The 24,448-nt window shown below is 42.9% G+C and carries 25 protein-coding genes; 10 read left to right on the top strand and 15 right to left on the bottom strand.

Translation table 11 applies throughout. The features are described from left to right. Window positions 1–19: 19 nt before the first annotated feature. From J7I42_RS33170 to J7I42_RS33160, 3 genes are read right to left on the bottom strand one after another with little or no spacing between them, the layout of a single operon-like run. Window positions 20–1,021, bottom strand: coding sequence for a FecR family protein (locus tag J7I42_RS33170; RefSeq protein ID WP_209144505.1), 1,002 nt, complete (start codon window positions 1,019–1,021; stop codon window positions 20–22). Between the two features lie 58 nt (window positions 1,022–1,079). After that, the gene (locus J7I42_RS33165) at window positions 1,080–1,583 is read right to left on the bottom strand and encodes a DinB family protein (protein WP_209144503.1); all 504 of its coding nucleotides are present in this window, start codon (window positions 1,581–1,583) and stop codon (window positions 1,080–1,082) included. Window positions 1,584–1,592: 9 nt separating this feature from the next. After that, window positions 1,593–2,180, bottom strand: coding sequence for an RNA polymerase sigma factor (locus J7I42_RS33160; protein WP_209144501.1), 588 nt, complete (start codon window positions 2,178–2,180; stop codon window positions 1,593–1,595). A gap of 696 nt (window positions 2,181–2,876) precedes the next feature. Here J7I42_RS33160 and J7I42_RS33155 point away from each other — a divergent pair. Then, entirely contained in the window at window positions 2,877–3,215 is a 339-nt protein-coding gene (locus J7I42_RS33155) for a hypothetical protein (protein WP_209144499.1), read from the top strand. Window positions 3,216–3,506: 291 nt separating this feature from the next. Here J7I42_RS33155 and J7I42_RS33150 read toward each other — a convergent pair whose 3' ends face one another. After that, window positions 3,507–3,971 carry a hypothetical protein gene (locus J7I42_RS33150; RefSeq protein ID WP_209144497.1) on the bottom strand — a complete coding sequence of 155 codons (465 nt, stop codon included), beginning with the start codon at window positions 3,969–3,971 and terminating at the stop codon, window positions 3,507–3,509. A 194-nt stretch (window positions 3,972–4,165) separates the two neighbouring features. Between J7I42_RS33150 and J7I42_RS33145 the strand changes: the two genes are divergently transcribed. Then, complete coding sequence (locus J7I42_RS33145) at window positions 4,166–4,423, top strand: hypothetical protein (protein ID WP_209144495.1); 258 nt, start codon at window positions 4,166–4,168, stop codon at window positions 4,421–4,423. A 1-nt stretch (window position 4,424) separates the two neighbouring features. Here J7I42_RS33145 and J7I42_RS33140 read toward each other — a convergent pair whose 3' ends face one another. The 8 genes from J7I42_RS33140 to J7I42_RS33105 form a co-directional block, all read right to left on the bottom strand. Continuing rightward, window positions 4,425–4,727: an FAD-dependent oxidoreductase gene (locus tag J7I42_RS33140; RefSeq protein ID WP_209144493.1), complete on the bottom strand. Its 303-nt coding sequence runs from the start codon at window positions 4,725–4,727 to the stop codon at window positions 4,425–4,427. A 321-nt stretch (window positions 4,728–5,048) separates the two neighbouring features. Further along, window positions 5,049–5,618, bottom strand: a complete 570-nt coding sequence (locus J7I42_RS33135) for a helix-turn-helix domain-containing protein (RefSeq protein ID WP_209144491.1) — start codon at window positions 5,616–5,618, stop codon at window positions 5,049–5,051. An 84-nt stretch (window positions 5,619–5,702) separates the two neighbouring features. Continuing rightward, a complete protein-coding gene (locus J7I42_RS33130) occupies window positions 5,703–6,539 on the bottom strand; it encodes an endonuclease/exonuclease/phosphatase family protein (protein WP_209144489.1) in 837 nt (278 codons plus the stop codon). Window positions 6,540–6,701: 162 nt separating this feature from the next. After that, window positions 6,702–7,016: a RagB/SusD family nutrient uptake outer membrane protein gene (locus J7I42_RS33125; protein WP_236065636.1), complete on the bottom strand. Its 315-nt coding sequence runs from the start codon at window positions 7,014–7,016 to the stop codon at window positions 6,702–6,704. A gap of 26 nt (window positions 7,017–7,042) precedes the next feature. After that, window positions 7,043–7,219: a hypothetical protein gene (locus J7I42_RS33120; RefSeq protein WP_209144485.1), complete on the bottom strand. Its 177-nt coding sequence runs from the start codon at window positions 7,217–7,219 to the stop codon at window positions 7,043–7,045. A 156-nt stretch (window positions 7,220–7,375) separates the two neighbouring features. Then, window positions 7,376–7,531, bottom strand: a complete 156-nt coding sequence (locus tag J7I42_RS33115; protein ID WP_209144483.1) for a hypothetical protein — start codon at window positions 7,529–7,531, stop codon at window positions 7,376–7,378. A gap of 134 nt (window positions 7,532–7,665) precedes the next feature. Then, window positions 7,666–8,721, bottom strand: coding sequence for a FecR family protein (locus J7I42_RS33110; RefSeq protein ID WP_209144481.1), 1,056 nt, complete (start codon window positions 8,719–8,721; stop codon window positions 7,666–7,668). 176 nt (window positions 8,722–8,897) lie between these two features. Beyond that, entirely contained in the window at window positions 8,898–9,470 is a 573-nt protein-coding gene (locus tag J7I42_RS33105; RefSeq protein ID WP_209144479.1) for an RNA polymerase sigma factor, read from the bottom strand. A 192-nt stretch (window positions 9,471–9,662) separates the two neighbouring features. On the opposite strand from J7I42_RS33105, the gene J7I42_RS33100 reads away from it, so the two are divergent. Both J7I42_RS33100 and J7I42_RS33095 read left to right on the top strand, forming a co-directional pair. Then, window positions 9,663–10,271 carry a phosphatase PAP2 family protein gene (locus tag J7I42_RS33100; RefSeq protein WP_209144477.1) on the top strand — a complete coding sequence of 203 codons (609 nt, stop codon included), beginning with the start codon at window positions 9,663–9,665 and terminating at the stop codon, window positions 10,269–10,271. 13 nt (window positions 10,272–10,284) lie between these two features. Continuing rightward, a complete protein-coding gene (locus tag J7I42_RS33095) occupies window positions 10,285–12,003 on the top strand; it encodes an ArnT family glycosyltransferase (RefSeq protein ID WP_209144475.1) in 1,719 nt (572 codons plus the stop codon). A gap of 150 nt (window positions 12,004–12,153) precedes the next feature. Here J7I42_RS33095 and J7I42_RS33090 read toward each other — a convergent pair whose 3' ends face one another. Beyond that, window positions 12,154–12,831 (bottom strand): esterase family protein, encoded by a 678-nt coding sequence (locus J7I42_RS33090; protein WP_209144473.1) that lies wholly within the window; start codon window positions 12,829–12,831, stop codon window positions 12,154–12,156. Window positions 12,832–12,929: 98 nt separating this feature from the next. Continuing rightward, window positions 12,930–13,535, bottom strand: a complete 606-nt coding sequence (locus J7I42_RS33085; RefSeq protein ID WP_209144471.1) for a GDSL-type esterase/lipase family protein — start codon at window positions 13,533–13,535, stop codon at window positions 12,930–12,932. 175 nt (window positions 13,536–13,710) lie between these two features. On the opposite strand from J7I42_RS33085, the gene J7I42_RS35255 reads away from it, so the two are divergent. From J7I42_RS35255 to J7I42_RS33070, 3 genes are read left to right on the top strand one after another with little or no spacing between them, the layout of a single operon-like run. After that, window positions 13,711–14,370: a phosphatase PAP2 family protein gene (locus tag J7I42_RS35255; protein ID WP_209144469.1), complete on the top strand. Its 660-nt coding sequence runs from the start codon at window positions 13,711–13,713 to the stop codon at window positions 14,368–14,370. Window positions 14,371–14,380: 10 nt separating this feature from the next. Continuing rightward, window positions 14,381–15,304 carry a lysylphosphatidylglycerol synthase transmembrane domain-containing protein gene (locus J7I42_RS33075; RefSeq protein WP_209144467.1) on the top strand — a complete coding sequence of 308 codons (924 nt, stop codon included), beginning with the start codon at window positions 14,381–14,383 and terminating at the stop codon, window positions 15,302–15,304. Continuing rightward, window positions 15,285–16,865, top strand: a complete 1,581-nt coding sequence (locus tag J7I42_RS33070; RefSeq protein ID WP_209144465.1) for an ArnT family glycosyltransferase — start codon at window positions 15,285–15,287, stop codon at window positions 16,863–16,865. The genes J7I42_RS33075 and J7I42_RS33070 overlap by 20 nt, the downstream gene beginning before the upstream one ends. A gap of 26 nt (window positions 16,866–16,891) precedes the next feature. Here the strand turns inward: J7I42_RS33070 and corA are convergent, their stop codons facing one another. Continuing rightward, window positions 16,892–17,866 carry a magnesium/cobalt transporter CorA gene (gene corA, locus J7I42_RS33065; RefSeq protein WP_209144463.1) on the bottom strand — a complete coding sequence of 325 codons (975 nt, stop codon included), beginning with the start codon at window positions 17,864–17,866 and terminating at the stop codon, window positions 16,892–16,894. Between the two features lie 797 nt (window positions 17,867–18,663). Here corA and J7I42_RS33060 point away from each other — a divergent pair. The 3 genes from J7I42_RS33060 to J7I42_RS33050 all read left to right on the top strand — a co-directional run bounded on the left by J7I42_RS33060 (window position 18,664) and on the right by J7I42_RS33050 (window position 24,447). Next, window positions 18,664–19,266 carry an RNA polymerase sigma factor gene (locus J7I42_RS33060; RefSeq protein WP_209144461.1) on the top strand — a complete coding sequence of 201 codons (603 nt, stop codon included), beginning with the start codon at window positions 18,664–18,666 and terminating at the stop codon, window positions 19,264–19,266. Window positions 19,267–19,413: 147 nt separating this feature from the next. After that, window positions 19,414–20,658: a FecR family protein gene (locus J7I42_RS33055; RefSeq protein WP_209144459.1), complete on the top strand. Its 1,245-nt coding sequence runs from the start codon at window positions 19,414–19,416 to the stop codon at window positions 20,656–20,658. Window positions 20,659–21,195: 537 nt separating this feature from the next. Then, the gene (locus J7I42_RS33050; RefSeq protein ID WP_209144457.1) at window positions 21,196–24,447 is read left to right on the top strand and encodes a SusC/RagA family TonB-linked outer membrane protein; all 3,252 of its coding nucleotides are present in this window, start codon (window positions 21,196–21,198) and stop codon (window positions 24,445–24,447) included. The last annotated feature ends 1 nt before the right edge of the window (window position 24,448 follow it).

Below are 24,448 nucleotides of genomic sequence, written 5' to 3'. Positions count from 1 at the left end.
TATTTGTATGCGGAGCTCCTTACTTCCTGACAACGACAATCTTCTCCCCTGCTTTTTTAAACTGCAGGTCATGTACAAAGAGAATATTAGTGAGAACTGTTGACCAGGTGCTGTTGCGGAAACTGGCCGTAATGCGTTTATGTTGTACCAGTGCAGGTTCATATTCTATATGTACCTGATAGCTGTTTTCAACCCGTTCTAGGGCTTCTTTCAGGGGTACCTCATTAAAGACCAGGTAACCTTGTGTCCATAGTGCTACATTGGCAGCTTCTACAGGCAACACTTCCCATGATTGAGTTTGCTTTGAATATCGCACCATATGATTGGGAGAAAGCTCGGTTGTTTGATCGGTAGCGGTATCATCCAACGCCACCTTCCCATGAACCAGGGAAACCCGTACTTCAGATTCCTGTTCATAAGCTTCAATATTGAAAGCAGTTCCCAATACGCGGGTATGCAAGCTGCCGGTTTCAACAACAAACGGGATCTTTTTATTGGCGGTACCAGGTTCCAGAGAAGGAACTACTTCAAAAAAACCTTCGCCTGATAGTTTCACCAGGCGCCTGGTGCGGTTGAATTGTTTGGGGTCAAATTCCAGACGGGAATACATATTTAACCATACCTGCGAACCATCTGGCAGTGTGACGCGCCTGATGCCGGCATGATTGTTCTCTATAACAGTGAAAAGGGGTTTATTATCGGCATTCCCGGGAAAAGATGGCCGGTTAAAATACCATATTAATATTGTAGAAACTGCCAATACCAGCCAGCTGGCAGCTACCAGCAAACGACGACGATACGGCAATCTGTGACGTTCAGGCACTATCGTACGTTCGCTCATCAATTGCAGGTGCATACGGCTTTTAACCGCATCCAGCTGTTCTGGCGACAGTATGGTCAATTCATCAGAGAGATCGAGCTGGGCCATCCATTGCTGTAATAACTCGATTTCCTGGGGAGTGCATTCATTATTCCTGAACCGTTGAATAAGTTCTTCAACTGGTAGGGGGCTTTGTTTCATACATCATAGTAATAACACGGACGGCAGATAGTACCATGCCGTGTATATTACCAAAATGTTAAGGGAGCGCGGGCGAGTAAAGGTGCTTTAAAACATTCATGTGGTGCAATTCGTGACCAATGGTAGCCTTCAGGAATGACTCTACAGTAAGTTCATATTTCCAGGCGGTGCCGGTAAGCGCCAGTTGCGTTTGGGAGAGGGAATTGATGAAACTGACAGAGGCGTTTCTTACATTTTCAAGATCAGTTACCAACTGGCTAACAGGAAGTTCATCAAAACGGCTGTTATCAACAAACGTATCCTGGTCATAACCAGGTAAAGGCGTTTTATCTTTTCTGCTGAAACGCAATGCCCGGTAGGTCATAATGCGTTCGTGATCTGTAATGTGCCCGATGATCTGTTTAATACTCCATTTACCTGGTGCGTACCTAAAAGCAGCCTGCTCATCGGTGAGTGCTTTGAGCAGGTTTACATGTTCCTTTGAATTGAATAATTGAATATAATCCCTGTCGCCTAATAATTCAATATAGTAGGGAAATCCATCGCTGATTGAGTATCTCATTCAGCCAATTTACGGGAAAATACTGAAAATGTGTACTGCAAACTGCCTGACAGCCCGGCGTAAACGTTTGGAAGCAATATGGAGTTGGTTCTTTACCGTTTGCCGGGAAAGTGATAATTCGCCTGCTATTTCGGCAATTGATTGATCATGATAATAATTCCGGATAAAGATCCTTTTCATTTTGTCAGGCATGCCCGTGATTTCTTTTTCAATAGCCTGATGGATGGTTTCCTGATGCTGCTCCTCCTGTACCAGTGTATAATTAGGGGCGGCAATAGACTGATGCGTTAAAAAGGTTTCCAGATTTTTATAGTGCTTTTCCCTTAACCCTTTTGACCGGAAATAATTGAAGATCTTATTGTACAAACAGGCTACCAGGTAAGACCTAATGGTGGTATCATCGGTTATCTTAGGCATATTGCGCCAGATGTCGGCAAAAAGATCATGCACCAGGTCGTATGCGTCATCAGACGACCCTGTTTTCTTACAGGCCAGCTTAAATAATAGCTCCCAATGCTGATGATACCATTCATTAAAGAGATGTTCATCAGTATTGGGGGATTGGGCTTTCGGTTTATTTGGTCGGTCCTGCCACATAACTATAACAGAGATGTGCAAATTATACCAACGCTTTAAATTATACTGTTATCAAAATATGAACACATGCAAAAAGTTAATATTAACTGCAGCCTAATTGCAGTAAGAATATTTACAATCCGTTCAACCATTGGACGGGCGGATGTTTGACCCGTTATACACCTTTTAACCTCAATAAAAATCCGATTGGTGTTATTACAATACCGTTCCATCTCATAATGGAATGCATATAAGATTCCACTTGCCCATTTGCCGGTTGCTTTCAACAAACCTGTCATGATTACTTTTGATGGTCATGAATGGCGTATAATAAAACAAATTCGATAAACCCCAATAATATAGCCATTTCTTAAAAAAACTAACCCTGATTTGCTGAATCATGATCAGTTGCAACAAACACCTTTAGCTCATAATGTTCCTACCTGGCACGCCATGAGCATTAACTACCCCTACCTCTTTTTATCAGCGTGGTTGCTTTCTGAAACCTGGCGCTGGTAAATTGGTTTCAGGGCAGTATTACAATAGTATAGGTTTCAAATAGCATTTTTATTTGCCTGATTTCAAAAAGTCCTTTAATTTACACAGTCAGATCAATAAAACTTCTAATTCTTTCACTTTGGAAGTTTTGTACACATAGCTCAGATTAGTAAGCCAACTTGCCACTATTGGCTTAACCAATTAAATGTATTGAACAGCATGGCTAAAAAGAAACGCATTGCTGCAAAAAGAACGACCGTTTTGGTAAAGAAAAAAGCAGCTGCTCCAAAAAAGAAGGCTGCCGTTAAAAAGAAAAAGACTGTAAAAAAAGCATCCGCCAGCTCTAAAACAACCACTCAACGTCTGGTAATACATACCAATGATATCACCAAGATCCTTGGCATAAACATTCGCACCGCACAGCGATTATTACAAACTATTCGGGAAGAATTGGGCCGAAAGAAAAAAGATTATGTTTCCATAAAAGAGTTTGCCGATTTTGTACATCTTGCTGAAGATAAGGTAACGCAAAGCCTCAGCATTTCCTCACTTAACTGATGGATAAACCGGCTTGTTTTCCTTAGAAACGCTTCCAAAGCTACAGGCAAGCTAAATAGGGACATACTTTTTACAAAACGAAGAACAATATAGGCTATCTACGGTCTGCAGACCTGGTTAGCCTTATTATTTTTTAGCTAGTTTTACGGCACCTTTTCTTCAAAATCTTTTACCTACTTAGGTATCCAGAAAAATCTGGCTGGCTGTAAAGTCGCTAGTTTATTGATGAAAAATATAATCTGACATGGCAGATGTGAATAATTCCACGGCACAAATAACCAGCCGTATCCTTTATAATACCTCCTGCGTTTTTCTTACTGCAGCCATATTGGCAAAATGGCAAATACCCAATACAATTCCAGCCTGTTCAAAAAACGAAGTTTGTCGTGGGGAGCTAGCCGGTATTTGACATACTGCCAGTGGTTCCTGTTTGTTATGCTGATGAATGATGAGCTTTGGCTGACTATTGTCTACAATATTATAGTCGAAGATCTGATTGTTGATCTCAAGGCGGCCGGTGTTATTGTGGTTATGGTGGGCAAACTTTCCCTGATCAACACCATACACATTTTTAAAAACGAGGCGATTGGCATTGCCTGCTGTTTCCATAAAATATACCAGTCGTTCTTCTTCATATGAAATACGTACCGATTGTTGCTCAATGCTGAATTTCATTACAGCCAGTACCGACTCATCCTTTATCAGATGATATTCCTTAATGCCGGTTGATACGTTGCTTATCAGGGTCCATTTCATGCAGTTAGTTTATATGGTCAAAATCGCCGCAAGGTAGCCTTTACATAGAAAGTCCAATATTAAATCACTGTTACCAAATTTATCTTATACAAGATTTATCAGATACCGGTATTGGATTTTTGGTCAAAAACTTAACATTGGGAATATTACCCTTTTGTTATCTTTATATTAAGTCTTTAAAAAACTATTCTTGCATGAGCACTACAAAAAAACAACCTGCATCAGGAAAAGTATCTAAGAAAAAGCTTTCCAAAGTTGTCTATGAAAAATTAACCGGTAGCCTTACTGATTACCATTTAAAAGATAAAAAACTCGAAAACCGGTTAGATAAGGTTAGTAAGCAACTGGCCGGCGACATTGCTAAAGTGCTGAAAAAAGAAGCTCCTAAAAAAGATAAATCAGCTCGTCGTAAAAAAGCAGCAAAGAAAGAAAAGACTGCTGTTTCTCAATAACTTACAAAGCAGCGATAATTTCTTCCGCCAATCCGAACGAGAGGGTCATACCTGCCCCTCCCAGCCCATTAAAAATATAAACCCCTGACTCGGGCGATTCAAACAGATGGTTTTCTCCGTTGGTAAGTTTTGCATACACCCCATTCCAGGTGGCGGTAATGGCATTGGTCTTGAACCGGGCAAAGGTTTGTAAGTAATCAAGTATCAATTGATTAATGCTGGTCTTATCGAATGGATCAGGCGATAACCCGTATTCATGGGAATCCTCCACCGTTAGTTCGTACCGGCTGTTTTGTGACACCATTACATGCACGTAGAAGGATGCTGTAAAGGACGTGTTAAAGCTGTTTTATGAAAATATTAATTGTATACACATACTAAACGATTGTATAGTATTAATAAATTCTACATATAGACATTAGTTGGTCGGTTGATCAGTTGACAAGGAGGAAGAAGTTGATAGGTAACAAATAGGGTTGAAAGAGTTGATAAAGGAATTTATATAGATAGTAAGAGGTATGAAATAGGAAGTTGATCAGATGATCAGCTGACGAGGATGGTGGAGCCTGCCCGCCTCCCATTGATTCGCCCGCCGAAGCTTTAGCGAAGGAGGGCCCATTTGCCGTCAAAAGAAATAAACCACTAGCAGCGATGCGTCTGACGTACCTATATTGCGTAGTCTGTGACGGGCCCGCCCATCGAAGAATAAAGTGTCCCCAGCCTCCAGGATGAATTTTTCTTTTTCTATTTCGTATTCGATCTTTCCTTTTAAAACATGTTTACATTCAAAGGCATCGGTACGGATCATCTGTTTTCTTCCGGCCCCTTTTTTCAATTCCAGCAACACAAAATCAACCGCCTGTGTAATGAGACTTTTGGTGAGTATCCGTTTGTAAGAAAACCCTTTTACCGGTTCTTTTTCAAATGTCTTTTCTTCCCCCTTTCGAACAATTAATACATGTCCATTGGTGAAATGCTCATGCATATCATCGAAGAAGGTTTTGATGTCTTCATTCAACCCATGTATTAAATTAAACAGTACGGGCAAGGAGGGAACAGTACGGTTGTTTTCGATCTGAGAAATCAAACCTTTGGTGACCCCTGCCCTGTTGGCCAGTTCTTCCAGAGTAATGTTCTTATCAGTTCGTTTCGATTTTATATGCTGCCCTATCAGTAGAATTAGATCTTCGTGCATAGCAGGCAAGGTAGTTGAAAAGTTACCAAATAAAAAGGCGAGCCCCGACCAATTGGTCTAAGCTCGCCCCTAGGTCTGTTTTAATTATAATTTAATTACAGCCAGCACCGGATAATGATCAGATGGGTATTTGCCATGATAATGATCTGACAGGATACCCCATTTTTGCGCGGTAAATGGCGCAGTAATAAAGATGTGGTCGATTATCTCCGTGCGTTGCAAAGCGGTACCGAAACTGTTAAAAGAACCATTATTGGCATAAGGATGAGCCACCTGTTTATAGGTATCTTTTAACCAGCCGGAATTGCTTAGGCTTTGATACCATTCACTGTCATGGCCACCATTCAGGTCGCCAGTAAATACAGCGGGGTCATTGCCTGCGATCTCTTTTATTTTCTTTAGAATAAGCAAGCTGCTTTCGCGGCGGGCCTGTACACCCTGGTGATCGTAGTGCACATTGAAGAAATAGAATTTCCTTTTAGATTTCTTATCCTGCAATTGCACCCAGGAACAGATGCGGTTCAGGTGGGCATCCCAGCCGGGTCCAGGTTTTTCAGGGGTGGCGCTTAACCAGAAATCACCGCTTTTGAGCACATTGAATTTAGCGGATTTATAAAAGATGGCTGAATGTTCGCCTTTGGCTTGGCCATCATCACGACCGATACCATAATAAGTATAATCGGGCAATGCATTTTTTATATCATCAAGCTGGTTCCGTAATCCTTCCTGGGTACCCAGCACATCAAAATCGTGAAACTGAATAAGGGAAGCAACAATCGGCGCGCGGTTTACCCACAGGTTACCGGTATCGCGGGGATTGTCGTACCGCAAATTAAAGGTGCCCACTACGAGCGACTGGGCCTGTACAAGCACCACGCAAAAAAACGCAATAGTGAAAAACGTAATCTTCTTTACTGCCATTATATAAGGTTATTTGTTACGAAAATAAGATATAAGGGTGGGTCACCCTTAAAGGGTGGCTCACCTTTTAAAGGTGAGCCACTCTGAAAGAGTGACCCACCTTTAAGTTGCGCCCTATAATGGCACAAGCCGACGCTTGCTCCATCATAAAATTTATTGCATTTATTTCCATCCCGGATTTTGGTCCAGGGCCGGATTTATTACAATATCAGCCTGGGGCACCGGATATACATATTTTTTCTCTTGCCAGTCCCGCTTTATCGTATTCAACCAGGTCAACTCGCCATACGTGTCGTTAGACAATCGTTGTGGATTGGCGGTATTGTTTGGCGACAAGGTGGCGCTTACATTTACATAGGTAACACCTTTTTCCTGGGTGGTGGGCAACGTTTTGTAAAAGCACACATCATTTTTGCCATCGCCGTTCAGGTCCATAGGCACATCAAGGGCAGGCACATAAAAACCTTTCCAGGGCATTGACAGCAGGTCACCCTTGTGCCATCTTACCAGATCATAAAAGCGCAAACCTTCAAAGGCACTGAACGGTTTTCCAGTTCCTCCCCGCTTACCTGGTCAACCGCGCCGGTCAAATTGATCTTTTGGGTTGTACCATAACCAACGACCACCACATCCTCCATAGCACTACTGGCGGGTTCCAGCTTGATGGCCAGGGTGATCATCTCGCCTTTTTTATAACGATACCCGGTCAGGGTTTTCTTATCATATCCTACATAGGTAAAAGTAAAGCTGTAAGAACCTTCCCCTTCCAGCTCATTAATTACAAATGTGCCGGCAGCATCGGTTAAAGCAATCTTTTTAAATTGTGTTTTTCTGTTTTAAATTAATACAGAGACCCCTTCGAGTGGTTCTGCTTTTTGATTTTTAATGATCCCTTTTACTGCAGGTTGTTTTTCCTGCGAATAAGAGAGTTGCGCAATGAGCAGCCATAGTATACAACTGACCCATTTCAGGTTTTGGTACATGTGTCGCATATCAGCGTATTTTGTATTAATTTTTCAATTGCAGGTTGATCATAGGGCATAGGACTGGCGTTCCCTCCCGGTTAAAGAGGTGTTACTATAGATCCTGCCAATTTTATGTAGCGTATTAACTAACCCGTTGTATGCTATTCGTTATACTGTAACAGGAAATCATTCCCTTCTTTGGTTAACTGTAAATTGTTCAACCAGGCAATGGTACTCAACAGATCATCGGGTGGATCACTTTTCAAATGTGTGCCTGTAAACTTCCTGTTCTCCAGCTGCTTTCCCTCCACTCTTATAATTATATGGTAAAGACCACTGATCTTGTTGAATACCTGTTGCAAAGGAGCATTTGAGAACACAATGGCCTCTTCCGTTTCTACAACAGCCTGCTCATATTGCATAACCGGCTTGCTAACCGACATTGTCTTTATAGTATGCAATTCCAGTGTTTTGTGATCTGCTTTAAAGAAACATTCATCACCGGGATTCATATAAACCGGATCAGCGGCGATTTGAAGGTTCTTTACTACTACTTTCCCACTTAACAATTTTACGCTCGACTGGCGTTGTTCATAATAGGCCCTGATAGTAAATTCCGTGCCCAATGCGGTGGTTGAAAAATCATCGGTATACACCGTAAAGGGTTTGGTTTTATCCTTCGCCACTTTAAACAATGCCTCGCCATGTAATACCAGGTCTCGTTTACTGCTATCGAATGGCTGGTTACATTCAAGGATACTGTTTTTATACAGGGTTATTTCTGACCCGTCTGTCAATGTATAAGTAGCCGGTTTACTGCCACTGTTTACAAATCGCTTTTGTTTTGTGGCAGGCGGTTTAGTTTCGGGGCGTACAATCGTCACCAGTGGCGCAGTTTTTTCACCGGCCGGTTTTATAAATTGATAAGCACCCAAACTAACTGTCAGCAAGACCACTGCAGCCGCAGAAAAACGCAATACTTTTTTCAGGGTTATTATGTTGCCATTCCCTTTTTGTTGCTGGATGGCGGCAAACCAGTGCTCACTTCGTTGTTTTTCAACAACACCATTTGAGTTGTACGCCTCCCAGTCGGCTTCGTTCAGTAATTCATTCAGTGCATGCGGATTGTTCATCAGGTAGTCGTAGACCAGTTCCGCTTCCTTCCTGCTGCATCTGTTCTCTATAAATTTTACCAATAAAGCTTTCGTTACTTGCATCGTATACTTTTCGGTGTGCTGTTATTAAAGATTACGTTTTACGGATGCGTTTACACCCACGGGCAACAATTCTTTAATATTGAAAAGGGTGGATCCTCCACCGACTGGGGAGCATCCACCCTGAATTATCGCTCAAGGAGAGCCTTCGCCAACTTGCCAAACCCCACCTGTTATATTTAGGCGTTAAGCAGATTAAGCAGGAGCAAAACAACAAAGGAGATCTTAGCCTTCTTCTTTATACTCCTGATGGCGCGGTTCACCTGGTTTTCTACCGTCTTTTTGGAAATGGCCATTTGTCCGGCAATTTCTTTGTTCGACAACCCCTCCAGTCTGAACGACAGGATCTTTTGTTGCATGGGCGACAAATGCGACAGACTGGCCTGCACCAGTTCTACCTGGTGTTCAGCGTTTGCGCTGTTCTCTTCTTCCACCAGGTCAATAGTTGCCATGGTTTCAATTGGAACAAGCCTGTTAGCAGCTTTTTTGCGTAATACATCTATCAACGTGGTTTTTGCAATGCGGAATACTTGCTGGGAGATGGGAAGTTGGGGATTTAAACTTTGCCGGTATTGCCAGAGTTTTATAAAAGTAAGTTGCACCAATTCTTCGCTTACATCCTCTGACCGGGTCTTTTGCAGAAAATAGAAATACAGTTTTTCGTGAAACTGACGGTACACCAATAAGAACGCCTTCTCACAACCCGACCGGATGTCAGTTATCAATACCAAATCCGTGTTCAACTCTCTCATTGGCATGCAAGTTATTATACAATACAGGCAGAGCCAGATTAACTGATTGTTAAGAAAAAGGTACAATAAATAATTACTTAATACACCACCCGGCATATATATTATTCCAACGTATATGATCACACACACTTAATACACCGGTAAAAGTGACATCATATACCGCTACTATTTTCACCATTAAAATTACCAGGAATGTATTTTTTCGACTGGCTCGATCACATTGACAAAATTGCTTTTACTTTTATTCACAAAGACATGAGCGCCCGCTGGCTCGATTTCATTATGCTATTACTGCGCAATCAATACACCTGGATACCTATATACATGTTCATGTTATATTGGACTTACCAGCTCGACAGGCCAACGGGTTTAAAGTTCCTTTGTTTGACCTTATTATGTTTTGCCATCACTGATTTCACCAGCGGTGGTATTCTTAAATATCATTTTGAACGGTTACGTCCCTGTTATGATGAGGATATGACCACTGTGATCCGTGGTATCATTGGTTGTGGTGGTAAATATTCCTTTCCTTCTTCACATGCGGCCAATCATTTTGGACTGGCCACCTTCTGGTTCTTTACTGTTCTTCATTTAAAGCAGCAAAGGTGGCACTGGCTGTGGCTGTGGGCTTTTTCCATCGGGCTGGCACAGGTATATGTTGGTAAACATTTTCCGCTCGACATAGTTGGTGGCGGCACATTGGGCATTTTTTCCGGTTTGTGTATGTTTAAATTATTTGAAGCCTGGGTTAAACGGGATTATGATAAGTATTTAAAAAATCCTTCCTTAAGTTTGCCCTAGCTTTTAAATCGATATGAAGTTGTTACCCTCGCCGAAACTTCCCCAAAAGGGGGAGTTCCCTTTTGATAACTGGTTCATCTGGTTAGCCATCATTGGTGTTATAGTGAATGCCAGTGGTTTACTGTTGCCCATTCTTGAACCGGATGGCGCGCTGTATGCCACCATTGCCAAAAACATGGCGCAAAGTGGCGACTATGTTAAACTGATGATGGAAGGCAATGACTGGCTCGACAAACCGCATTTCCCTTTCTGGATCACCGCATTTAGTTTCAAACTCTTTGGCATAAATTCATTTGCTTATAAATTGCCGGGACTATTATTCTGGCTGGCAGGTATGTACTACACTTATGCGTTTGCCAATAAATTATATAATAAGCAAACCGCTCAATGGGCAGTACTCATTTACATTTCCATAGAGCATTTAATTCTTTCCAACAACGATGTTCGGGCCGAACCTTTTTTAACCGGCCTAATGATCGGTGCCGCCTATTATTATTACCTGGCCTATCGCAATAATAAGTTAACACATTATGTGGCCGGCTCTTTATTACTGGCTTTTGCTGTAATGACAAAGGGCATATTCATTGCCTGTATGGTAATGGCGGGTTTTGTTATAGAATGGATAATTAAAAAAGACTGGAAACAATTCCTTAATTATCGCTGGTGGCTGAGTATTATACTGATGCTCGTGTTTATACTGCCAGAGTTGATCGCTTTGTACCTGCAATTTGACCAACACCCCGAAAAACTGGTCTTCGGGCAACACCATGTTTCCGGCATTCGCTTCTTTTTCTGGGATAGCCAGTTTGGTCGCTTTTTCAATACTGGTCCTATAAAGGGCAAGGGTGATAAATTATTCTACGTTCATACTCTTTTATGGGCCTTCCTTCCCTGGTCAGTCATCTTTTTTATGATGGTGGGAGATTCAATAAAGAATTACAAAACGCGTCTTGCAAAAACCGGCAATTATATCTGCAGCGGCATTTCCCTGACCGGCTTTCTGGTATTTTCTTTATCGCGTTTTCAGCTACCGCACTATTTAAATATCCTGTATCCGTTTTTTGCCATAATACTGGCTACCTGGTTGTTAAATCTTCAGCACAAGGGTTTGTTGAAGGCAATTTCATACACCCAGAACACTTTGTACTACCTGTTTTTTGCAGCGTGTATTGGTTTACTTTTTATAGTAGGTCTTCCGTTCCAGGTCCTGACTGTTGTTATACTGGCGTTTTGGGGATTTGTCATCATGCGTCTGTTTCCTGGAAATTCCTTACAGCCTGTACTGCTCAGATCGTTCGCAGTAATAATGGTGGTGAACCTGTTTTTGAATACCTTGTTCTACCCGGCCTTGTTTAAGTACCAGTCGGGCAATGCGGCGGCGGCTACCCTGAATGTAGTACACCAGGGGCCGGTGTATATGTTTAATGGGGTATCTTCGGAATATGCTTTTCAGTTTTATTATAAAAGACCTGTACATAAGATCGATACCCATCAGCTGGATACCATTAAAAACAATATAGTGGTATATACGTCACAGGTAAAAGTAGATTCATTAAAACGGCTGGGATACCAGGTGCAGGTAATGCAGCAATTCCCGCATTTCCATATCAGTCAGCTTACCGGAAAATTCCTTTATTACAAGAAGCGCGATCAGGCAATTGATCATTTTGTGATTGCCACATTATCGGCAAACGTGAAACGGCAAACGGCAAACATAACTCGCGACTATTGAGACTAATCACTATCTTGCGTCTCCAAAATTCTTCTGCCTTCTGCCTTCTGCCTTCTGCCTTCTGCCTTCTGCCTTCTGCCTTCTGCCTTCTGCCTTCTGCCTTCTGCCTTCTGCCTTCTGCCTTCTGCCTTCTGCCTTCTGCCTTCTGCCCTATAAATACAACCGTACCATTTTTCGCCAGTGATAGGGCCGATGAGCTTCATCGTCCCACACATACAGCGTATGCTGAATGTCTTTACCGGTAAGCACGGTACTTAATTGCAGGTTGTTTTCATAAAAGGGATCTTCCTTGCCCACCACCATACTGATCGAGAGTTTTCGGATCCTGTTCAACATAGCCGTATCGGTTAAATTGGGCATATACATACTGGGCATATTGTAGTATATCTTCTCATCGATATACCCATTAAACAGATCGGGGAAAGAATGAGCAGATAACGTAAGATCATATCGGGCGCTCATGGCCAGCACTTTATTAAAATATTCCGGGTATTTAAAGGCAATGTTCATGGCATGGTAACCACCGAGGCTACACCCCGCCGCAGTGAGCGTGGTGAATTTATTCCTGAACATTATAAGGGGTAACACTTCCTCTAAAATGTAGTATTCATACTGGAGATGGCGGGCAATTTTTTCATTGGGGGGAACAGGCGCATAAAAACTTTCTATATCAACACTGTCTACACAAAATAATTGCAAAATCCCCTGCTCTATTTTATCGCGTAACGCTTCTACGATCTTCCAGTTCTCATAATCATAAAAGCGGGCAGTGCGGGTGGGGAAAAAAAGCACTGATGCTCCGGCATGACCGAAAACAAGCAATTCCATGTGCCTGTAAAGAGAAGGACTAAACCACTTATAATACTTGCGCGTCATTACTTACTCAAATGACAGGTAATTTCAGCAAAAAGCTTGTTACATGCCTGTTATGAAATTTTGAAGATTGTTGCAAAATGCTGCAGCAACACGTCTTTCCATATAAGATACCCCTTTCTGGTTAAATGCAAGCCATCGGCGTCATATAAATCTTTTACGGGAAGACCATTTGCATCCAGCATGCGATCAAACACATCGAGGTAATAATAATGCCCGTTGTTTTTTTCAATCTCAGCCTTGATCAGCTGATTGGCATAGCGCACTGTTTTTTCCAGGCTCCAGCGGGTAATGCTGGGTTTTATAGAAATATATGTCATGGGCACATCAGGAAACCTTCTTTTTAAACAGGCCAGGAACTGACAGAAAAAGATATACACTTCTTCGGCCGTGCGACCATCGCCCAGGTCGTTTTCGCCGGCATAACAAACAATGTGACGGGGCGCATAGGGCTCCATGATGCGATCAAAGAACCAAACGCAGGCTGCCAGGGTGGAACCGCCAAAACCCAGATTAACGGGATGAAGCGGTTTCAGGTCTTCGTACATATCTGTCCATAATCTGATGGAGGAACTGCCGTACAGAATTGTTTCGGGGGTATATGGTAAAGTTCCTTTTAATGCTTCCAGTTTTTTGACGTCGTCTTCGTACCAGTACATGTGATTGAATTACTTACAACAATACCCCGCGGTCTCCGCGGGGTCACGTAAATTTTGCACCGAAATTACAGTAATTACTAATGGGATACCGCCTATTCTACTAAATGTGCGTAACATACTGATAACGTTGCTGTAACATTGGGGTAGCACACCCGGGATAATTTTGTCAAAAACCGTGAAGGGATTTATTCGTACATGTAAAGCTGATCCTGCATTCTGGAGTGTTTTGCTTATCGTATTCACCATAAGCGGAATTAGTTTGGCCGTTTTTTCTTCCAGAGAGATCTTTTTCAGTCTTAATTCAATCCATACACTATACCTGGATACTTTTTTTCAGAATTATACTTTACTGGGCGATGGCGTTTTTTCCATTGCCATTTTTTTAATCCTGTTACTGGTGGAAAGAACTGCCCTGGCCATGCAGGTGATCACGAGTTACCTGTTCTCAGGCATTGTTTCACAACTATTAAAACGGGCAGTACAGGCACCCCGGCCGCATGCCATTATTTCCAATGCCGAGTACCCTTATTTTATAGAAGGCATAACTCATACGGGCACGACCAGTTTTCCATCGGGTCACACCACTTCGGTTTTTGCCCTTGCCACCATCCTTGCATTGAACACAAAGGATAAACGTTTTTCACTCATTTATCTGATCACCGCTATTATTACTGGCTATTCCCGCATCTACCTGGGACAGCATTTTCTGGCCGATGTAACGGCCGGTGCTTTAATAGGAACATTGTCGGGGTTACTGGTATACTGGTATTTGCGTCAGGTAAGAATTGAATGGGTAGGCGTCGAGAGGGGGGAATCCTATTTGAAATACTATTAAACAAAGTGTCATGATCCTTACATTCCGTATGCCGTCAGAGAACGTGCGAAAATGGTTGAAACTGGCAATAAAGATCGTCATCACTGCCTTGTGCATTTGGTATATTTCGCATAAAATAGATCTGAAGAAATTGTCCGGCGTATTGGCCTTGGCCAATCCATTATGGATCGTTTTGTCTATTGGCGCATTTATGTTCTCCAAACTATTGTCATCAATCAGATTGAATGTTTATTTCCGCAATATCGACATTCATTTGCCTGAGTGGAAAAACATTCAATTGTACTGGCTGGGTATGTTCTACAATTTATTTCTGCCTGGCTCCATCAGTGGCGATGCTTACAAAGTAGTACGGCTTACCAAAGAGTATAACGTAGCGTATAAAAAAACAACGGCAGCAGTTTTGCTCGATCGCTTCAGCGGTTTGCTGGCCCTGGGAATCTTACTGGGTATTTTCTGGATCATTGCTTTTAAAGGCGGTTATTACAGTGCCTGGTTGATGGCTGGTATTTTATTAGGTATTCCTGTTTTCTATTTCCTGATAAAAATATTCTTTCCTTATTTCCTGCCTGGCTTCTTTCCCACTTTTACCTGGGGGCTTGCGGTGCAAATATTCCAGGTGGTATGTATGTATTGGATCTTACAGGCTTTACATATTCATACCCATACCGAACACTACATGCTCATTTTTCTGATCTCATCTGTAGTGGCCGTACTGCCATTTACCATAGGTGGATTGGGTGCCCGGGAAGTTGTATTTTTGTGGGGGGCGCATATTTTTGGTCTCGACCATACCGTATCTGTAATGGCCAGCCTCCTCTTCTATGGCGCTACGGTCGCTTCTTCCCTACCCGGATTACCTTTTATTTTTATAGATCCATTAAAAACCAACACGCCAAAACCTGCACCACAGCCGTATGTTACAACAATGGAATAATATTCTCCTGCATTTGCGCACCAATAAAATAACCTGGTTATTTATCATTGCTGCTGTTTTGTTATTTACCGGAATTGGCTCTACACCCATGTATATACTGGATGAAGCCCGTAATGCTCAGGCTGCCCGGGAAATGATGGAGCGCAACGACTGGATTGTTCCCACCTTCAATGGAGAATTGCGCGCACATAAACCGCCCCTGCATTATTATTTTATGCAGCTGGCATACCGCACCTTTGGAGTGAACGCATTTGCGGCCCGCTTTTTTTCAGCGGTATTTGGGTGGTTAACTTTATGGATCACCTGGTATTTTACCCGGCGCTTTGTAAGTTATGGCACCGCCATCTGGACGGTGGCGGTACTGCTGGTAAGCACCCATTTTTTGTTTGAATTCCGCATGTCGGTGCCCGACCCGTACCTGATCTTTTTTATAACCGCCGGAATACTTTGCTTTTATGCCTATGCCCAGGAGCGAAAATTAAAATGGCTGATCTGTTCTGCAGTGGCCGCTGCCCTGGCTACCCTGGCCAAAGGCCCGGTGGCGCTGGCATTACCAGGTGCCGTATTGGTTTGGTGGGCCCTTTCACAAAAGAAATATGACCTGTTGTTCTCGTGGAAAATGGGGTTGTACGTTGCCGTTATTGCCATGGTTGCCCTACCCTGGTATGTTATTGTTCACCAGGCGACCAAGGGTGAATTTACCCGCATATTTTTCTTTGAACACAACTTCAATCGCTTTGGCGAACCGATGGAAGGCCATGGCGGTTTGTTTATCATGGTGCCCCTTTTCGTGTTACTGGGATTATTACCGGTTTCGGTATTTACGGGTGAACTGGTAAAAAAAGTAAGATCATTCCATACAAATGCGTTTGTTAGACTGAGCATGTATGTGACCATTGTATTCATTGTTTTCTTTAGTGTATCGGGCACCAAACTGCCCAACTATCCTATGCCCTGCTATCCATTCGTGGCCATATTGCTGGGGTATTTCATCAATAAAGTAATAACAGGGCAAAACCAGGTAAAGCAATATCCGTTGTGGCTGTTACTGGCATTGAACGTACTGTTGTTGGCCGCTGGCTTTGTCGGACTGGGATTAGAAACAGCTACCCAGCCATTTCGTGGGTGGGCGTTATTGTTTATAATTCCGGTGATCACTGCTGCTGCCAGCTGGTGGTATTTTAAAAAAGAAGGCTTGAAAAAAGCCATGCATGTGATCATTGGCGGTTATTCGGTTTTTAACCTGCTGTTCCTGGCCATAGGGTACCCGGCTGTTTACAAACATAACCCGGTTACGAAAACGCTGCCCCTGATACCCGCCAACGAACAGGTATATTCGTATAAGATTTACAATGCAGCATATAACTTTTACCTGGATAAACCCATTCAAATGCTGGATGATGCGGCAGCCGTGAACCGGCTTTTAACCGCCAATCCGCATGCTATTATAATTTCCCGCGAAAGCCATTTACCTGATCTGGAAAGCGTGCCCTATAAACTGGTAGCAAAAGAACGGGACCTGTTTGAAACCGCCAGCACCGTGCTGATCAGTGGAAAGTAAGCAATAAGTTGTTCGTAAAATAAAAATTATAACCAATGCGCCTTGCGGAATAAATAATAAAGAGTTGCACAAATAGAAATGGTTAAACAAATAACCAGGGGATATCCATATTTCCAGTGCAATTCCGGCATAAAGCTAAAATTCATCCCATAAAACCCCGCTATCAAAGTAGGTACTGCAAGAATAGCCGCCCAGGCCGCGAATTTTCTCGATGTATCGTTTTGATCGATGGAGATCAGGGAAAAATTTGCGTCCAATGCGGTATTCAGCAATTCCATGGTATTGTCTACGATCTCATTCAGCCGAAGGGCATGGTCGTAAATGTCGCGGAAATAAGGTTGTGTTTCCGGTGAAATGCATTTAATATCAAATCGCATCAGGCGGTTGCAAATGTCTATAAAAGGAGATACTGCCCGTTTCACTTCCAGCAGGTCTTTCTTTAGATTGTATATTTCTTCTGTAGTTTCGCGGCTGGGGGTTTTTCTGAAGATATTGTCTTCAAGGTCTACTTGCGCATCTTCCAATTGCTCTACCACTGGAAAATACATATCGACTATAAAGTCCATAATGGCGTATAGAACAAAACCCTGGCCCTTGCTCATCAATTCGGGCATCGATTCGCAGCGGCTCCGCACTTCTGTATAAGCTACTGATGAGCCATGCCGCACCACCAAAATATAGTTGGGCCCTACAAAAAAATGCGTTTCGCCAAATCTAATATGACAGTCCGATTCCATTTGCGCTGTTCGAAGAACAATGAAAAGGGAGTCGCCATATACCTCAATTTTAGGCCGTTGGTGCGCCCGGTGGGCATCTTCAACGGCCAGATCGTGCAAACCAAATTCCTGCTGTACCCGCTCCAGGATCGCTTCTGATGGTTCATACAAACCTATCCACACAAACTGGTTGGGGTCTTTCAGTGCTTCGTGTATTTTATCCAGATCAATATCTACGGTTTTACGGCCAACCGAGTAGGCGGCGCAATTGACAATCTCTTTCATAAACATATGTTTAGGGTAAAACCTGGAAATCCTACCCGAAAGTTCGTGAATAATTATATTATGTCAATTCGGTCGAACAAGTGCTTTGCCGTTGCAGATGTATGGTGTATGGTAGCATAAAGACACCGGACTGCTCTGGAAATTGCCTGGAATAGTACTGGAGATCCTACTGCGCACCAGACAATACCCAGACAATAGATAGACAACACTTAGACAACTCCACTACAAACCTACTACAACCTGTTACTATTACTTTCGGAATTATATAGTGGAGGTTTATTATTTGAGAGCTCGATGTAGTATACTACAATTTGTTCGGGATTTCTTCGGGTCTCTCTAAGGAAAACACCCTGTTTTCTTCGGTAAAAGCCGAACAAGGCCAGAACAAAACAGGGTGCAAACCGGATGTAGACCAAAACAAGACATTTCAGCCCTGCTTCCCTATTCCTCCGGTCTTGTGCCGGTATTACCGTTGACTTTGTTCGGACTTTCTTCGCATTTCCCCTGAGTACACCCGAACATTCCCAGGGAGAGTCCGAACAAAGTCCGAACAAGGCGCGCAGCAAAACCGGAGCAATCCCGGCAGAATGCCCCCATCACGCTTTAAAAATAAATTTATACAAACGGCTGTTTGCATCTTATTAAAAGTTTTTTTATACTTGCGTCGCAAAACCTTATTTCCCCCTAAGGTTCGTGTAATTCTTCCCGCTGAAAAGAGCGTGCTTTTTGCATAAAGCATATTCTTTCAGGAGCTGTTCTTTTCCCCCTAAACAGGTGTAATTAAAAAATGAATGCCCATGCATATCACGAACGATCTTCTACTCAGGTTAAACAATAACGAACCGGCTGCCCATGCGGAGTTATTCAAAACAACTTTTGCAGACCTAACGGTATTCGTTTATCGCATGATCGATAATGAAGACGAATCGGAAGATATCGCCATCTCGGCCATTACAAAATTATTGAGCAAAAAGCTCACCTTCAATGCAGTAGAGCAATTAAAGGCTTATCTGTACATCTCTGCCAGGAATGGCGCTTTAAACTATTTAAGAACTGCACAAAAGGATGATCCTTTCCGTAAGAAGTTATCTGACGATTTACCAATAGCCGAAGATCCCAGCATTAATAAAAAATATGAAATGGACCATTTGCGCCGGCTGATTGAAGCGGGATTGGGCAAACTGGAAAAGCAATGCGCTGCGGTCATCAGGTTAACAATGCAGAACATGCAACCTGATGAGATAGCTAAAACACTGAATATTAGTCCAAACCAGGTATATACGCAGAAATCGAAAGGCATCTCGCGGTTACGTGAGTATATTGAACAGAACGGTGGCAAGTACGGTGTGCCTGTCGTAATTATCCTATTGATGATACTCTGTAAACTTTATTTTGGGTAGAAATAAAAAAATGTTTCGCAATTTCTTAATGTTCAGCAGGTGTTCGTTGTTTTATAGATAGAGAGAAGAAAAACACGCTGATTTTAGGGGAACAGCAAAGCACATTAATTAAACCTTATTACCAATTAACCTTACAAATCGAACAAAATGAAAGCACTATCTGAAAAAATTACCCAACTAGCATTTGGGAAAAGCGATGAAGTGCCTTTGACCAATGATGAACAAAAAATTTGTGAGGAGTGGACGTCGGGCGAAGCTGCAGAATTAATGAAAGTAGATGCAACCGATCCCCGCGTTTTGGAATACGTTGGACTTTATAATAAACTGGAAAGCAAAAAAGACGAAGTATGGGAAAGTATTGAGGCAGCTCATTCCCTGACGCAGTCGGCCCAACAGGAAATCCCGGTTCTGCAGCAACCTACAGCCAGGATCGGAAGACGTACCTGGATGCTCGCTGCAGCCGTATTAACAACGAGTATTGTTGGCGTATACGCCCTTTACCAATTTATCAATAACGATAAGCATAACGTTGTACCAACACAGGGTATGGCTGTTGCCCAGAAAGCCATTGAGCCGGGAAGAGTACGTGCGGTATTGACCCTGGCAGATAACAGCCAGATCGATCTGGAGACGCTGCCAGCCGGTGTGGTCGCTTATCAGGAGCAAATGGAGATCAACAAACAGAAAGATAACCAGATCGTATATAAAGTATCAGCCCATAGAACGGGTGCCAAAGCATTGAACAATACGTTAACCACACCGTATGGTGGCGAATATAAAGTCACCCTGGCTGATGGCTCAATAGTATGGTTAAATGCCGGTTCATCACTGAAGTATCCAACCGCATTTGAAGGCAATGACCGGGTTGTTGAAATTATAGGGGAAGGTTATTTTGAAGTGGCCCATAATAAAGCAAAGCCTTTCCATGTAATGGCAAATGGTACTGAAGTAAAAGTACTGGGTACAAAGTTTAACGTAAGGGCGTATGAGACCGATAAACAGGTAACCACTACCCTGGTAACCGGCGCTGTAGCCGTACAACATGGCGCTGCTGCAACGACTATAAAGCCCAATCAGCAGGCAATTGTTTCAGGGGATAATATAGCGGTAAAGAATAAGAACCAGCAGGAGATGTTGCAGGCACTGGCCTGGAAAAATGGCCTGATCAACCTGGAAGGCGAATCGGTGAAGTCGATCCTGGAGCAAATAAAACGCTGGTACAATGTTGACACACAAATAGAAGCTGGTACTACAGAAACCACTTCCATTTTAACCGGTACTGTTGAAAGATCGCAACCATTAAGCAAAGTGCTTGAACTGTTAAATACGAACCTGAGTGTTCGGTTTACTCTTCAAGACCACACAGTGGTAGCTAAAGAAAAAAATAAATAATTAATCCTTAAAACACACAATAAAAAAATTATTAATAAAAATCTTATAGTTAGGCTGTACTTCGCAGAGAATACCATTAGGTCCCATTAAACCACCTTTGAGATTAAGCATCAATAAGCTGAGTAGTTTGTAAAAGCTACTCAGCAATCCTATTTTTACCACCCATAACCAACCAGATTCCCACCGGTTGCTATCTTCGCAGATAGTTGACAACACTTTTTTAATATGCAACCTTATCGCCTGCCGTGCCATGAAAATATTTCTGGCAAGTGCGGGCATTGTTTATTTACTTTACATTTTGAAAAATTACATGTATGTGTGCCCGTAAACTGCTTAACCCCCTACCCCCATTTCTGAAAAAAGAACAGTTAAAAAACAATCATTTTTATAACTTCATGACTGATATCTAACCAAACCAGGTGTCAGTTACGCACGCACAACCAGACATTATAGTATTTATTATTCGTACCAGCCTGATTGTTATGCGCTAATCCTGGATTTTTAACTGAACGCGTTTTATCGGAAATAACACACCGTATGAAAAAGATTCTTGGTTATTTGGTTATGGTATGTTGTATTAGTGTGGCAAGGGGGCAGGATGATGATCCTGGTGGAAAAGTTCATTCCCTTGAAAAAGCACTAAAAATATTAAGATCTAAAGGCGTATTCAAAGAAGCTGTTTATGATCCCAAGATCATGAAATGGGCTATGCCTGTATATATACCCCTGAACCCGGTAAATGATAGTTTACTGCAAAGGATATTTGCAGAACAGCCCTATTTAAAATGTAGCATCATAGCCAACCGCCTGGCTATTCTCCAAAAGGAAAATGCAGAGATCGAAAGCAGCCGCGAACATTTTCAGTATCGCATTACGGGTATTGTGTTGAACGACTCGGCTAACCCGCTCCCTGGCGCCACCGTACAATTGCGATCTGGCAAATATGTTAACGACAGTAAAAATCAGGGTGAGTTTAGCCTGATCTGGACCCTCAATGATACATTGGAGATCACTTACGTTAATTATAAACCGGTTATAATTCCCTGGCAAAACAGCCACAAACAGTTGGTTGTCCGGATGGAACTGCAGGACCCTAACCTGGAGGTTGCGATCGTAAAAGGATATTCATCCACCAGAGACAGAGGAAATACCGCAGGCGTATCGCAGATCCGGCCCAGTATTACGCCGAATGGAGATGTATTGAAGATCATTCAAGAAAATATTTCAGGCGTATTAGCACCACCGACCAGTGGTTTATTTGGCGCCACCCATAAATTTCAATTCCGCGGGCCTACGTCTATTGGCCCCAATGCAGCAATATTGTATCGCCCATCAAACAGCCCTTTATTTGTGGTAAATGGTATTCCCTGGGCTCCTTCCCTGCGCCCGGTAAACCAATTAAGCACCATGGTAGGGACACCCCAGGCTCCTGGTGTGTCCGCTGTTGGCTTTGATCCTTTTACTACCATGAACCCACTGGATATAGAAAGCATTACGGTGTTGAAGGATGCAGAAGCTACCAGTATATATGGGGCGCGCGGGGGCAATGGCGTTATTCTGATCACTACTAAAAAAGGGGTCTCCAAAACACCGCAGTTAACGGTATCTATGTCATACGGCATGGGTCAGTCGCTCCCCGTTATGTCGTTGATGAACACCTCAGAGTACCTGGACATGCGGCGGGAGGCATTTGCCAATGATAAAATAGTACTTACAGCGGCCAAAGCACCCGATCTGTTATCATGGGACACCACCAGGTACAGGGATATGAATAAATGGTTACTGGGCGGCACCTCCAATATTTTAAACGAACACTTTTCGTTTTCCCAGGGTGACTCCCTGTTTCAGTTTTTATTAAATGGTGGTTACAGCAGCCAGAATGCCACCCTGCCTTCCAATATTTACGGCAAACGCTGGTCATTAATGTCAGATTTTTATTACCGGTCAAAAAACAAGAAATTAAAAACCGGGGTCTCCGCTTATCGCTCCACTACCGAAAACAAGTGGTTAACCGAAAACGTGATGTATGCCACTTTGCTGGCGCCCAATGCCCCTGATTTTACCGATAGTGTGGGGCATCTGGTGTGGAAAGAAAAAGGCGCCTCTTTCAAGAACCCCTTAAGCTTTTTTCAAAAGACCGATAATATTCAAACAGAGAATACTTCGCTGCATACCTACCTGCAATATAGGTTGCTCAGAAAGCTGCGCCTCGAAACCTCTGTAGGTTATCAGCAGATCTATGTGAAAGAAAAAAGCAAGCTGCCAGCCATAGCACAGAACCCGGACCAGACTGTAGAACGCAATTATACTGAAGCGGGCAACCGGTTTACTACCTGGATGGTGGAACCTGGTTTGCACTATACCGATTCACTTTGGCAGCAAATACAGGTGCAAGCCGTACTGGGTGCATTCTGGTCGGCCCAAACAAACGAACAGTGGAAAAACTCGTATGGGGGTTATCTTGATGATGGCCTGTTGGGGATCCCTTCCGCTGCAAAAACAATAACCAATACGTCAGACAAATCGAGGTATTTATTCCTTTCGACCTTTGGCCGGGTAAAACTCAATTTCAGGGATAAGTATTTTCTTAGTTTAACGGCACGCCGCGATGGTTCTTCCCGTTTTGGCCCTGAACACCGGTATGCCAACTTTGGCGCTATTGGCGCCGGTTGGATCTTCTGGGAAAAGCGGACTAAAAATGGAGATAACAGTTATGCCAAATTAAGGGCCAGTTATGGTTCTACCGGTAATGACCAGATCGGCGATTATGCCTATTTGAACACCTGGAGTAAGGCGGCACAGGCCTACCAGGGTTTATATGGCATTTATCCTACCGGATTAGCTAACCCTTATTATCAATGGGAAATTACCCGGAAGCTGGAAACCGGGCTTGAGATGCGGTTTAACGACATCTTTACAACGACTATAGCCGGTTATTATAACCGAAGCCAGAACCAGGTCATAACATCTTCGTTGCCTGCTCAAACGGGGTTTGGAAGCGTGGTACAGAATTTCCCTGCCATCATCCAAAATACGGGCATAGAGGCCGATATAGCGGTAAAAAAGAGCTGGGGCGCCTTTACCTGGTGTAGCAAGTTAACCCTGGCCATTCCCCAAAACAAGCTGGTAAAGTTTGACGACCTGGAGAATACGAGCTATTCTAAATATGTGATGATTGGCAAGCCACTCAATATTGCGATAGGCCCGCATTACACGGGCGTTGACGCGGATAGTGGGTTGTTCAGGGTGGAAGATCCCAATGCCTTACTGGCCAGTAAAATGGATCCCTCCTTCTTTGGCGGTCTTCGAAACTCATTTCGTTTTAAGCAGTTTGAATTAAGCACCTATTTTGAATTCCGTCAGCAAAAGGCCCCCCATTTTTTATATTATTTCTACAGGGATCTGCCCCCGGGTCAAACCAATGATGTTTTCTTTACCAACCTGCCAACTGAGTTACTCAATCGCTGGCGACAAAAAGGAGATGAAGCGTCCTGGCAAAAAGTGAGTACCTTAACTAATGGTCCTGTAAAAAATTCCATTAATAACTGGGTAACCTCTGATGCGCAACTGGTGGATGCGTCCTATATCCGGTTGAAAGTTGCCCAACTGACGTATACGTTGCCAGAGAAATTTTGTAAGCAAAAGCATATAAAAGCGGCCAATGTTTATACCAGTGCGGAAAATTTATTTACCATAACCCCTTACAAGGGAGCTGACCCGGAGTTACAGAATCCGTTTAGTTTGCCTTTACAAAAAACACTTACGGTGGGTTTACAAATAACCTTATAAA

This window comes from Niastella soli (genome assembly GCF_017742245.1).
Taxonomy (GTDB): Bacteria; Bacteroidota; Bacteroidia; order Chitinophagales; family Chitinophagaceae; genus Niastella; species Niastella soli.
This window is presented reverse-complemented; position numbering and strand designations above follow the sequence as displayed.